At 43.4% G+C, this 12700-nt stretch carries 9 protein-coding genes and 2 riboswitches; of the genes, 8 read left to right on the top strand and 1 reads right to left on the bottom strand.

Annotated features, from left to right (window positions below):
• Positions 1-228 precede the first annotated feature (228 nt).
• Positions 229-864: an S-layer homology domain-containing protein gene (locus CZ487_RS24360; RefSeq protein ID WP_077214953.1), complete on the top strand. Its 636-nt coding sequence runs from the start codon at positions 229-231 to the stop codon at positions 862-864.
• Between the two features lie 96 nt (positions 865-960).
• Here the strand turns inward: CZ487_RS24360 and CZ487_RS24355 are convergent, their stop codons facing one another.
• Positions 961-1731 (bottom strand): alpha/beta fold hydrolase, encoded by a 771-nt coding sequence (locus CZ487_RS24355; RefSeq protein ID WP_077214952.1) that lies wholly within the window; start codon positions 1729-1731, stop codon positions 961-963.
• Between the two features lie 308 nt (positions 1732-2039).
• Positions 2040-2150: riboswitch (guanidine-I (ykkC/yxkD leader) on the top strand.
• A gap of 66 nt (positions 2151-2216) precedes the next feature.
• On the opposite strand from CZ487_RS24355, the gene CZ487_RS24350 reads away from it, so the two are divergent.
• The 7 genes from CZ487_RS24350 to CZ487_RS24320 all read left to right on the top strand — a co-directional run bounded on the left by CZ487_RS24350 (position 2217) and on the right by CZ487_RS24320 (position 12477).
• Positions 2217-3575: an APC family permease gene (locus tag CZ487_RS24350; RefSeq protein WP_077214951.1), complete on the top strand. Its 1359-nt coding sequence runs from the start codon at positions 2217-2219 to the stop codon at positions 3573-3575.
• A gap of 98 nt (positions 3576-3673) precedes the next feature.
• A riboswitch (guanidine-I (ykkC/yxkD leader) is annotated at positions 3674-3785 on the top strand.
• A 54-nt stretch (positions 3786-3839) separates the two neighbouring features.
• On the top strand, positions 3840-4577 hold the full coding sequence (locus CZ487_RS24345; RefSeq protein WP_077214950.1) for an urea amidolyase associated protein UAAP1: 738 nt from the start codon (positions 3840-3842) through the stop codon (positions 4575-4577).
• Positions 4577-5227: an urea amidolyase associated protein UAAP2 gene (locus CZ487_RS24340; RefSeq protein WP_077214949.1), complete on the top strand. Its 651-nt coding sequence runs from the start codon at positions 4577-4579 to the stop codon at positions 5225-5227. Before CZ487_RS24345 ends, CZ487_RS24340 begins: the two co-directional genes overlap by 1 nt.
• A gap of 11 nt (positions 5228-5238) precedes the next feature.
• Positions 5239-8895: an urea carboxylase gene (gene uca / locus CZ487_RS24335; RefSeq protein WP_077214948.1), complete on the top strand. Its 3657-nt coding sequence runs from the start codon at positions 5239-5241 to the stop codon at positions 8893-8895.
• Entirely contained in the window at positions 8855-10612 is a 1758-nt protein-coding gene (gene atzF, locus CZ487_RS24330) for an allophanate hydrolase (RefSeq protein WP_077215453.1), read from the top strand. The genes uca and atzF overlap by 41 nt, the downstream gene beginning before the upstream one ends.
• A gap of 188 nt (positions 10613-10800) precedes the next feature.
• Positions 10801-11337 carry a glutathione peroxidase gene (locus CZ487_RS24325; protein WP_077214947.1) on the top strand — a complete coding sequence of 179 codons (537 nt, stop codon included), beginning with the start codon at positions 10801-10803 and terminating at the stop codon, positions 11335-11337.
• Between the two features lie 177 nt (positions 11338-11514).
• Positions 11515-12477, top strand: a complete 963-nt coding sequence (locus tag CZ487_RS24320) for a M20/M25/M40 family metallo-hydrolase (protein ID WP_077214946.1) — start codon at positions 11515-11517, stop codon at positions 12475-12477.
• Positions 12478-12700 lie beyond the last annotated feature (223 nt).

Below are 12700 nucleotides of genomic sequence, written 5' to 3'. Positions count from 1 at the left end.
TTTGTCGATGGATAAAGTTGTTAGGTATATTTTGAGTCATTAGTTTCAATAGGTGAGGATAGGTACATATATTAAAAGTTATACAGTATATATGGAATGAAGGTTAGAAACCACTAAGACAAGGAATTTATGAAAGCTGTTAAATGGATATTAGGGTGTTTAGATGGCAGTCCTAGGCAGTTGTATGGGCGCTCAAATTACCAATTATGTATTTCGGGGGGAATGCAGGTGTGCTGTAAAAGAAAGGTAATGATGAAATGCTTTCTGATCCTGTTAACTATTTCATTACTTGTCCCTTTTTCATCACAAACATTTGCGAAGGAAAACGAGACAGAAATTGAGGATCCCCCAAAATTCACTGATATTATCCTGTATGAGGATGAAATTTATCAGTTAGTAGAATTGGGGATTATTAATGGATACCCAGACGGTACATTCAGACCGAAAGAACCCATTACAAGGCTGCAGGCAATCACCATTCTGATCCGTGAGATGAATCTGGATACATCCAACCGTCCGGATCCGTTTTTTATTGATATCAGCCCTGGCGAGTATGGATACGAAGAAATAGCAACTGCATTTGATGAGGGAATGATTAGCGGAAATAAAGGATACGTAGATCCAAATGGAACGCTAACAAGAGCCCAGTTTGCAAAAATCATGGTTAAAACTTATGGTTTAACATTAAAAGAGGGATATGACAGGCGATTTATTGACGTACCGAAAACACATTGGGCTTACGATTACGTAAAGATCCTTGCATCCAATGGAATCACGTCAGGTTACGCTGACGGGACGTTTATGCCTGAAGACCAAATCACTCGAGAACATTTTGTGCTGTTCCTTTCGCGATTGTCACAGTGACCACCCGGTAAAACTCGAAAATTGTCGAAGGACCTGTAGAGCTTAAGGCTCTGCAGGTTTTTCTGTTTGTGGGGGCTTCAGCTCGTAACCTGAAACTTATGTATGTTGTTCAATGAAATCTCTAATAACTCTATTCAGCTTACCAGCGGCTTTTGTAGGAATCCGGTGGTTTACGGTTTCGATAAATAGTAGTTCGTTTTGCGGTAATTTTTCATTTAACATTTTGGCGTAATGATGAAAAGGCTTATCTTTCTCTCCATAGACTAGCAGGACCGGATGATGGACCTGGCTTAATTGATTTGTGCAATTATAATTCAGACTATAACGGAAGTATTGTTCGATGTTTTTGGCATTGCCTTTACGTGCTTCTTTGACTGATTCCTTAAACATCTCTTTCGTATCTGAATTGGTTTTTGACATAGACCAAGCGAGTACCGGAATTGCACCGACCCCTGCAAGTTTGATCCCGAGGGAAATTTTTTGCTTTAAGTAAAGATCGTTTACCTCTGAATAACCGCCGATGATGATACCTCCTAAAGCTTTCTCAGGAGAGGTTCGCAATAATTCTAGTACAATTGAGCCTCCGGTCGAATAGCCGCCTATAAATGCTTTTTCGAGTCCAAGATGGTTCAATAGCTTTTTGATATCTTCGACGATCAATGGGAAGGTGATCAGTTCGTTTGAAACTGAACTCTTTCCATGTCCTCTTATATCAAACGTAATCACTTGAAAAAAGGAGGATAATTCCTCTACTTGGTATTTGAAATTAAAAGAGGTGAGTACGATTGGATGAATTAGAACAAGAGGAGTTCCCTGCCCTTTAACATTATGATAAAGACTGATTCCGTCGATGTTGAGAATTGCCATCTATTAAACACCTTATTTCCAAACGAAATTTTTAGCGGGAGCTAAATTGATACTTTATTATTGTTCAAATAAATACCTATAAATATTCAGGACAAGTCTACGGGCTGAAGGATTCCCCTCCTATATTTACGGGTTATTACTACTTGAGATATTTTGTTTTGCATTTCTTGATAAATAAGTCATTTATAGGAATATGTTACTAATATTAACCTTTTATGTAAGAAAATCTAACAATAAACTAGAAACCCTATTTTTCCTGTTTTATACTTCAAGTAATCAATTCAATAAATAGTTTTGGTAGTTTAATAAAAATTGCTCTCTAGGGTTCCGTTTGAAGGTTTCCCCCTCCTTTAAGGTCTGGTCCGAGAGAGAGCGTACAGCGATAGCTGTATACACGGAGGGAAAAAAGCCCGGGAGAATTTTTTACACAAAAAATTTCTCGGGCTTTTTTCCTTTTTGAATTTATTTGAAAAGGATGAATGAAGATGAAAGAAAAAACAGGTCTAGTTAAAACACTTAAAACGCCTCAAGTTGTATTTATGGGACTCGCCTGGATGACGCCGATGATTTATTTTACCGTATACGGTGTTGCGTTTGATGCGGCGAATGGAAAAATGGCAGCCGCCTATATAGCGGCGTTTCTAGCTATCTTCTTTACAGCCTATAGTTACAGTCGGATGGTAAAAGCTTATCCCATCGCGGGTTCTGCATACACATACACGAAGAATTCCATCAATCCTAAAGTGGGATTTCTCGTTGGTTGGGCACTTCTGATCGATTATATCTTCTCTCCGATCATCGCGATTCTCACCTTTGGTATTTTCATGCACACTGAGTTTCCTGCAATTCCGATCTATGTTTGGATCATCATCATGAATGTCATCCTCGCTGTCGTTAACATCCTTGGAATAAAGTCAGCTGCTCGTATCAGCGGCGTTTCGGTTCTTTTTCAGATTGGGTTTATCATTCTTTTCTGTATCCTCGTTGCGAAAGATATCATAACCGGCGATACCGGGGTGAGCTCCATGTTTTCGCTAGCTCCATTCTTTGGTGACAATGCATCAATGGGAGTTATTTTTTCAGGTGCTGCACTGATTTGCTTTTGCTTCCTTGGGTTTGATGCGGTGACAACCATGGCAGAGGAGACGGTTGATGCTCAAAAAACCATTCCGAAGGCGATTTTCTATATTATCTTTATTGCGGCAACGATGTATATTTCGATTTCGTATTTGACGCAAATAGCCTATCCTAATTTTACTTTTGCTAACTCGGATAATGCCGCGTATAGCCTAGTGCAGCTTGTTGGAGGTAACCTGCTGAGTTCCTTGTTTATCATGGTATTAATAGTAGCAACCTTTACTCAAGGGTTATCCTCGATGACAAGTGTGAGCCGATTCCTTTACGCATTAGGGCGTGAGTCAATTTTACCAAAAAAATTATTTACATCGCTGCATCCAAAATTCAATACACCTGCCGCGAATATTATCTTTGTTGCTGTTATTTCGCTTTCGGCAGTTGTGATCAATCTCGATACTGCAGTTTTATTCGTAAGCTTCGGGGCATTAACCGCGTTTGTATTCGTTAACTTGTCTGTGATCGCGCATTTTTATATCAAGGAGAAAAAGAGGTCTCCTAAAGAAACGTTCTTATATCTGATCTTTCCGCTAATTGGAGCCGGTTTTATTGGATGGTTGTTAACTTTACTTGATCCAACTACACTCAAACTGGGCATCGGATGGATTCTCTTAGGCTTTGTATATCTTTTTATAAAGACGAAGTGGGAACAAGTGAAAGAGAGGTTTGCTGCACAGTCGGATTCGAATGAAAAAAGTTATGTTAGATAAAGTAACATTTAATGGTTGATTTTATAACATAAGTGAATTATAATAAAAATACACCTAATATTTAGAATTTAATAAAGGTTTTCTCAAAGTGTGAAAACAAAAAAGCTCTCTAGGGTTCCGTTTAAAGGCTCCCCCGCCTTTAAAGTCTGGTCCGAGAGAGAGCGTACAGCATCAAAGCTGTATACACGGAAGGATAAAAGCCTGGGAGACTAACCATCTCTCGGGCTTTTATCTTTTTTTATCAAAAAAAGGAGGCAAAACAATATGCAAACTGTTTCTACAATGGTAAAGAAAACAATTCCGGCAGGCGGCAAATGGTCAACCCGCATTAGCAGAGGGAAGGAAATTAAATTTACTGCACTAGAAGAGGGTGCGAATGTGTCGATCCTTCTTTATAACGCAGATGATACAGCTGAGCGATATAATATGCCGGATACATTAAAGGCTCAATATACAGCATTTTTAACAAAAGGAAATGTGCTGATGAGTGACAACGGCCGTGTGCTGGCGAGTATCACAGCGGACTCGCTTGGTTGGCATGATACGATCACTGGCTACAGCACTCGAAAGCAGATCGATCAGAAATATGGAAAAACCACGTACCAAGAACAGCGAAATGAATGGTATCGAAGCGGAGAAGAAAATCTTCTTGTTGAGCTTTTTCGAAATAACTTAACATCAAGTGACTTGTCACCAGTAGTCAATTTGTTTTCCAAGGTGTATTGCGATGAAGATGGAAACATGCATTTTGTCCAAGGACACTCAAAAAAGGGAGATACCGTCACACTCCGAACAGAAATGGATGTTCTCCTCGTAGTATCCAACACACCCAACCCGCTTGACACAAGCAGAGTTTACTCATCGGTACCCATTGAAATTGAAGTAAAAGATGCAGAACCTGTGAAAGAAGATGACGCTTGCCTGAATCATCGCGGCGAAAACCGCCGTGCTTTTGAAAATACATGGGAATACGTAAACCTTACTAAAGGAGGAAATCAATAATGGCGGTTTTAAATTATGTTGAAAGTGAACGTACAGTAGAAGATGCAATCTATAATAAAACCTTACTGGCTGGGGATGGCTGGCTGCATACTTTGGAACCGGGCCAAGTGTTTCGAATCGTTGATTTGGCAGGAAATCAAGCGGCAGACACACTCTTTTACAGCGGTGATGATCCAGCTGACCACTACAGTGCAGTGAACACCATCGGCCGCCAGCAAAATATTTATCTATCAACAGGATCGGTCCTTGTCTCAGAATCTGGCAAAGAATTAGTGAAAATTATTGCTGATACATGCGGACGGCATGATACGATTGGAGGTTCCTGCTCTGCACAAAGTAACACGGTCCGGTATTCACACGATACGCTGCCGATGCATAATTGCCGCGACACTTATATGCTGCAGCTCGCCAAGCATGGAGTAGGTTTTACGAAAAGAGACCTCGCACCAAATGTGAACTTTTTCATGAATGTCCCTGTGACCCCAGATGGCGGACTGAAATTTGATGATGGCGTTTCTGCGCCAGGAAAATATGTAGAAATGCAGGCGATTAGCAGAACAACCGTATTAATCAGCAACTGCCCGCAGCTTAACAACCCGTGCAATGCCTATAATCCAACACCGATTCAGCTATTAATCTGGGATAAATAAGGAGTGAGACTATGTTTAAAAAAGTACTGATTGCAAATCGCGGTGCCATTGCCAGTAGAATAATAAGAACATTGCGAAAAATGGAGATCCAATCTGTTGCGGTTTATACGAAAGCTGATCAAGATAGCGTTCATGTTGAGTTAGCGGATGAAGCAATCCTGATTGGTGAAGGGGCAGCGAAGGATAGTTATTTAAATGCTGAGCTTATTTTAAAAACGGCCTTGGAAACAGGGGCGGAAGCGATTCATCCTGGTTATGGGTTTCTAAGTGAAAATGCGGGCTTTGCCCGTGCCTGCCGGGAAAACGGCATCGCGTTTATCGGTCCGGCTCCGGAGCAAATTGAATTATTTGGGTTAAAGCATTCAGCGCGTGAAATGGCGGTCAAAGCGAATGTGCCGCTTTTGCCGGGGACTCCGCTTATTCATGATTTGGAAAAGGCTGTAAAAGAAGCAGATAACATTGGTTATCCGATTATGTTAAAAAGTACAGCTGGAGGCGGCGGAATCGGAATGCGGATTTGTCAAGATGAAGAGGCATTACGTGAAGCCTATGATTCGGTTTGCCGACTGGCTGCGACGAATTTTAACAATGGCGGTGTTTTTTTAGAAAAATACATCGAAAAAGCACGCCATGTAGAGGTTCAAATCTTTGGGAATGAATTTGGTGAAGTTGCTGCCCTTGGAGAACGCGACTGTTCGGCACAGCGCCGTAATCAGAAAGTAGTCGAAGAAAGTCCGGCTCCGCTCCTTTCGGCTTCTGTTAGAGAGGATATGCTCAATGCGGCAAAACGTTTAGCGCAGGAAGTCGGTTATCGAAGCGCGGGGACCGTTGAGTATTTATATGATCCTGAAGCTGAAAAATTTTATTTCCTTGAAGTGAACACGCGCCTGCAGGTAGAGCATGGGGTGACGGAGGAAGTGCTTGGCATCGATTTAGTGGAATGGATGGTAAAGGAAGCGGCGGGAGAATTGCGTGGGCTTGATTCCTTGTATTCTGCTCCGAAAGGCCATAGCATCCAAACGCGAATTTATGCGGAGGACTGCTTAAACAACTTTCAGCCAAGCGGCGGGCAGCTTGACCAAGTTCATTTTTCGAAAAAAGCACGGGTGGAAACATGGGTGCGAGATAAAATCAATGTGACATCTTTCTATGATCCGATGCTGGCAAAAATCATTGTTCACGCTGAGACAAGGGAAGAGGCGATCGCGAAATTACGTGAGGCGCTTGAAGAGACTAGGGTTTATGGCGTAACGACCAATCTGCAATATTTGGAATCTCTTTTAAAAGAAGAAAGTTTCCAGTCAGGCCATGTGCATACGCAAATGCTGAAGGACTTCGCGCCAGCTGAAAATGCGATTGAAGTGCTTGATGGCGGTATACAAACGACTGTTCAGGATTATCCGGGCCGTGTTGGTCATTGGGATGTTGGGGTGCCGCCTTGTGGGCCGATGGATCCGTTCGCGTTCCGCATTGGAAACAAGTTGTTAGGAAATGAGAACAGCGCTGCAGGTCTGGAATTAACACTTCGCGGCGGATCTTATAAATTCCGTGGGGAGATGTCCATTTGTTTAACCGGCGCTGACATGGAAGCGAAATTGGATGATATCGAAGTACCGATGTATAAAGTGGTCCGTGTGAAAACTGGGCAAGTTTTATCCTTTGGCGAAGCTGCGAAGGGAATGCGCACTTATTTACTGGTGGCTGGCGGACTGGATATGCCGCAATATCTAGGAAGTGCGTCGACCTTTACGCTTGGCGGCTTTGGCGGACATGGCGGCCGTGCGCTTCGGACGGGAGATGTACTCCGAGTTAACAAGGGAAGTGAGGCTGTTGAAGTAGAGCTTCCGGAGATCCAGCAACCTAAACACGCGAGAGAATGGACGATAGGAGTGATTCCTGGTCCGCACTGCACAGAGGAGTATTTACTGCCCGATTATCTTGATAGTCTAACAGAGAATAGTTGGGAAGTTCATTTTAACTCCTCGAGAACGGGGGTCCGCTTGATTGGTCCGGCCCCTCATTGGGCGCGTGAAGATGGAGGAGAAGCTGGTCTGCATCCTTCTAATATTCATGATAATGCTTATGCGGTTGGAACGCTGGATTTAACGGGAGATATGCCCATTTTGCTCGGCCCGGATGGTCCAAGTCTTGGCGGCTTTGTCTGCCCAGTCACGACGGCTTCAGCGGAATTTTGGAAAATAGGCCAGCTTCATGCTGGAGATAAAATTCGTTTTCAGCTGTTAACGCTGGAAGAGGCGAATGAGCTGCGTCAAGCACAGGAAGAATTTTTAGAGGGAATTGGTGAGGGGTATTTTGAAAAAGAACTACCTAGTTTACCGGCAGAAACAAAACCGTTCTCGCCTGATTATCCGATCCTCGTTCAGCGTACGGACAGCCGTTTCCCAATGACGATTCGGGCGGATGGGGATGAGAATATTTTGATCGAATACGGTGAAATGGAGCTGAACTTATTGCTTCGTTTCCAAGTGCATGCGCTGATGGAAGCGATCGAAGCGCATGGAGGAATTCCGGTCATCGATATGACGCCAGGAATTCGTTCCTTGCAGGTTCATATTGATGCTGGAAAAATGTCGGTGGTGACGCTTTGTGAAATTATTGAGGAGCTTGATCGGAGCTTGCCGCCGCTTGAAGAAATGGAAGTAGCTTCGAGGATTGTGCGTCTGCCGCTTTCCTGGGATGACCCGGCAACACAGCTGGCGATTGATCGCTATCAAAAAAATGTCCGCCCGGATGCGCCATGGTGCCCGAGTAATTTAGAATTTATTCGCCGTGTGAATGGGTTGAAGGAAATTGAAGAGGTAAAAAAGGTCGTTTTTGATGCGAATTACTTGGTTCTTGGTCTCGGAGATGTCTATCTTGGTGCACCAGTCGCAACGCCGGTTGATCCGCGCCACCGCCTCGTCACGACGAAATACAATCCGGCTCGAACATGGACCCCTGAAAATGCCGTTGGGATTGGCGGAGCTTATATGTGTGTGTATGGGATGGAAGGACCTGGAGGGTACCAATTTGTCGGCCGGACGGTGCAAATGTGGAACAAACTGCGTGAAACAAGGAGTTTTAAAGATGGTAAACCATGGCTCCTTCGTTTCTTTGACCAAATTCAATTTTATCCGGTAGAAGCAGATGAACTTCTTGAGATGCGTGAGCAATTTTTACGAGGAGAATTTGACATTGAGATTGAGGAAACAACGTTTAAACTGAAAAACTATCTTGCTTTCTTAGATTCTATTAAAGATAGTGCGGATGCTTTTAAAAAGACACAGCAAACAGCCTTTGATGCTGAGAGGGAAAGATGGCGTGAGTTGGGGCTTGATGAATATATTTCTGAGCATGAAGCGGCAGAACCGGTGGAGGAAGAACTTTCAGAAGGTGCTGAAGCGGTCCGCTGTACACTGCCTGGAAGTGTCTGGAAGGTCCTGGTGGCACAGGGTGATGAAGTGAAGAAAGGCGATACACTTATAATAGAAGAAAGTATGAAGATGGAATTCCCGCAGGTTGCGCCGTTCGATGGATATGTTCACTCCGTTCATGTAGCACCAGGGGAGGAAGTGCATGCAGGGCAATTGATTGTTTCGATGACGAAGGAAAAGAGAGGTGTTTATGATGAAGGTGTTGAATCTGCCACAAACGTTGTCCATAGCTGAGCTGAAGGAAAAATATGAATCTGGTGAATGGACCCCGGTAGATGTGGTTGAGGAGATTGTGAAGCGTGCTGAAGAGGATAAGGATTTCAATATATGGATTACGCCGCCGACGATGGAGTTGATTCAGCCTTATTTAGAGGATTTGCGGGAGATGGATCCAGGGCAGAAGCCGCTATGGGGCATTCCGTTCGCGATTAAAGACAATATTGATCTTGCAGGAGTCCCGACAACGGCAGGCTGTGCTGAATACGCTTATACTCCGGATGAACATGCGACGGTCGTTAAGCGTTTGATCGATGCTGGAGCGATTCCGGTAGGCAAAGCAAATTTAGATCAATTTGCTACAGGCTTGGTTGGAACGCGTAGTCCTTATGGTGAGGCGAGAAATGCTTTGAATCCTGAATTAATAAGCGGCGGGTCGAGCTCCGGCTCAGCGGTCTCCGTCGCCCGCGGATTAGTGGCTTTTGCGCTTGGTACAGATACCGCCGGGTCCGGACGTGTGCCTGCTGCACTAAATCGCCTTGTTGGTTACAAACCAAGTTTAGGAGCATGGCCGGTGAAAGGGGTTGTGCCGGCATGTGCGAGCTTGGACTGTGTGACGGTTTTCGTTAATGGTTTGGGTGATGCCATGCTGGTTGATGAAGTGGTACGGGGATTTGATGCTAAAGATCCTTGGTCGAAAAAAGTGAAGCGTAGGGGCGATGCATTGCCGGAGAAGATTCTTTTAGTAAAAGAACCTCTTACTTTCTTTGGTCCCTTTGCTGAACAGTATAAGAGGGCATGGGAAGCGGCTGTTGAACGCGTGGAAAAACTCGGAATTCCGATTGAGTATATAAAGGGAAGCTATTTATCTGAGGCGGCAGCTACTCTTTATGATGGACCATGGGTTGCTGAACGATGGGCTAGTTTGGGAGAGTTTATTACAGCGAATGAAAACGTGGCATTTCCTGTAACCGAAAAGGTGCTGCGTTCTGGTGCTAATTCGGAATATGATGCTGCATCTGTTTTTAAAGCGATGCATCAGCTGCAGGCTTTTAAGCAAAAAGCTCATGGGCAGTTGAAAAATGCCGTACTGATTATGCCGACTTCCGGCGGGACATGGACGCGCGATGAAGTAAGGGAGAATCCGATAAAAACCAATAGTGATATGGGGCTTTATACGAATCACTGTAATTTGCTTGATCTTTGTGCTTTAGCGGTGCCGGGAGAGGATGCTGGTGAGGACTTGCCATTTGGGATAACGCTGTTCTCAAGCAGTGATAATGAGCATTATATTACCGGCTTGGCTGATTTGTTTTTGAATGGACGCCGTCCGAAGGGGGAAGCGGAAACGACCTTGATAGCGGTATGCGGGCTTCATATGCGCGGGTTTCCATTAGAAAAGCAGATGCTTGAACACGGAGCGGTGTTTGTCCGGGAAGCAAAAACAGCTCCTGTGTATAAAATGATTAAACTGCCATCCGACCCGCCTAAGCCAGGGTTAATCCGGCAGGAGCGCGGTGCTTCTATTCAACTGGAAATCTGGGAAATGCCGTTAGCTAAGTTAGGATCCTTTGCGACGCTGATTCCATCTCCGTTGGGAATCGGAAAAGTATTGCTGGAGGATGGTTCTGAAGTTTCGGGGTTCATTTGTGAAGGAAATGCAGAAGGAGAAGATATTTCGCACATTGGTAGCTGGCGTCACGTTGGTGCTTCAAACGTCGGGTCGTCACTGTGACGACCCGGAAAAGCTCGGAATTTGTCGAATGTAAAGCCCTATGGAGAGTGTGGTCTCTATGGGGCTTTTCCTTTCTGTTTTGGTGTTACTTTTTCTCTTTGAATAGGGAAAGCGGAGTCGCTTTTGTTTTGAATATTGAAACAAGATGTTATAATATTCTTAAAATTCAATGAAGAGGGAGTTGCGCTATGTCTGTACATACATTCTCAGCAAATCTATCAAATGGAAATGAGATTAGTTTAGAAGATTACAAAGGTAAAGTAGCATTGGTTGTGAACACTGCCAGTAAATGCGGGTTGACTCCACAATACGAAGGATTGGAAAAGCTATATGAAAGTTACAAGGATAAGGGCTTCACCGTATTGGCCTTTCCTTGTAATCAATTTGCAGGTCAAGAGCCTGGAACAGATGAGGAAATCAGCGAATTCTGTTCATTAAATTACAATGTAACATTTCCGCTTTTTCAAAAGATTGAGGTGAACGGAGAAAATACCCATCCTCTATACCAATATTTAAAGGAGCAAGGACCGGAAGAAGAAGCAATGGATCCAAACGGAAGACTATATCAAATTCTACAAAAGAACTTCCCGGAAAATCTTGAAGGATCGAATATTAAATGGAACTTTACGAAGTTTTTAATCGACCAAGATGGGAACATTGTTAAGCGATATCCACCTAGCACTGCACCAGAGGAAATTTCTGCGGATATTGAAAAACTAATATAAGGAAAAGTTAAAACAAGCCTTACAGAATGTGTTCTGTGAGGCTTTTTAATTTTCTGTTTTATTTTAAAGTTAGCTGTTAGAACCCCCACAAAATCTTCCAATTTAGAGTATTCTATTTTGAATTTGCTTTGAATAAAGTATTCGTGGCTAATAATCAAAATTGGAAGGGGCAATACAATGAAAAAGAAATTCTCTTTGCTTATTGTCGCAGTGGTTTTTGGTTTTCTTTCACTAGTAGGGGGTGCTTTAGCTCAAACCGTTACATACCATCCTTCTCTGGCGCATAAAAATGGTGCTTTGGCGTATGAGCATATGAAATATCTTGCTAATGAAATTGGATCGAGAGTAGCGGGTTCCGAGAATGAGGAAAAGGCAGCTCAATATATTAAAGATCAATTTGAACAAATGGGCTTGGAAACGGAGGTACAAGAGTTTTCTTATACGAGAAGAGGTTCAACCTATGATTCTTCTAACATCATTGCATACAAGCCGGGAAAATCAAGTAAACAGATTATTGTTGGGGCACATTATGACTCCGTATCTGTCGGCAAGGGCATTGATGATAATGCATCAGGGGTCGGTGTAATGCTTGAGGTAGCAGAAGTCTTGAAGAAAATTAAAACACCATACTCTATTGTCTATATCGCCTTTGGGGCGGAAGAGGTTGGGTTAACAGGGTCGGAGTATTATGCGGAAAATATGTCTGAAGAGGATATTGAAAGCACAGTTGGCATGATCAATTTAGACAGTTTAGCAGTTGGAGACAAGATGTATGTTTATGGTGGCGAAGGTGAAGATGGATTTATTCGTGACCAAGCACTGGAAATCGCTGAGAAGAAGAAACTTGATGTCGGAACGAACCCAGGTCTCAACCCTGAATACCCAGAAGGGACAACAGGAGAATGGAGTGACCATGCACCGTTTAAGGGGATAGGGATTCCATACGGATACCTTGAAGCAACAAACTGGGAAATCGGTGATCAAGATGGATATACCCAAACAGAAAAGCACGGGGGAGTATGGCATACAGAAAATGACACCATCGAGTTTATTGAAGAGGAGTACCCAGGTAGAATAGAAGAACATCTATCTACTTTTAGTACATTGCTCACCGACCTACTAAAATCGCGGTCACTGTGACGACCCGTATTTGCTCGGATTTTGTCGAAGGGAAATGATGATGCTCTGTGGTGATTTCCACAGAGCTAATTTGATTGTCAGGCAAAAAAAGGGCCAAAAAAGAAAAGAAAGAAAAGCAAAAAAAGACCCTACCTCAAATAGATAGGGGGTAAGAAAGAATAAGGATGTCATGCTGGTAAATCTATTGTACAAGTCTTATGGAAACGGAAGGTAGCCCATATCA

The organism is Robertmurraya dakarensis (assembly GCF_900156875.1).
In the GTDB taxonomy this organism is placed as follows: Bacteria; Bacillota; Bacilli; order Bacillales; family Cytobacillaceae; genus Robertmurraya; species Robertmurraya dakarensis.
Note: the sequence above shows the minus strand (reverse complement) of the source record. Positions and strands in the feature narration are given on the sequence as shown.

Coding starts and splice junctions, on each gene's coding strand:
- CZ487_RS24355 (WP_077214952.1), bottom strand. CDS start 1,731: ATGGCAATTCTCAACATCGACGGAATCAGTCTTTATCATAATGTTAAA.
- CZ487_RS24350 (WP_077214951.1), top strand. CDS start 2,217: ATGAAAGAAAAAACAGGTCTAGTTAAAACACTTAAAACGCCTCAAGTT.
- CZ487_RS24345 (WP_077214950.1), top strand. CDS start 3,840: ATGCAAACTGTTTCTACAATGGTAAAGAAAACAATTCCGGCAGGCGGC.
- CZ487_RS24340 (WP_077214949.1), top strand. CDS start 4,577: ATGGCGGTTTTAAATTATGTTGAAAGTGAACGTACAGTAGAAGATGCA.
- uca (WP_077214948.1), top strand. CDS start 5,239: ATGTTTAAAAAAGTACTGATTGCAAATCGCGGTGCCATTGCCAGTAGA.
- atzF (WP_077215453.1), top strand. CDS start 8,855: ATGAAGGTGTTGAATCTGCCACAAACGTTGTCCATAGCTGAGCTGAAG.
- CZ487_RS24325 (WP_077214947.1), top strand. CDS start 10,801: ATGTCTGTACATACATTCTCAGCAAATCTATCAAATGGAAATGAGATT.
- CZ487_RS24320 (WP_077214946.1), top strand. CDS start 11,515: ATGAAAAAGAAATTCTCTTTGCTTATTGTCGCAGTGGTTTTTGGTTTT.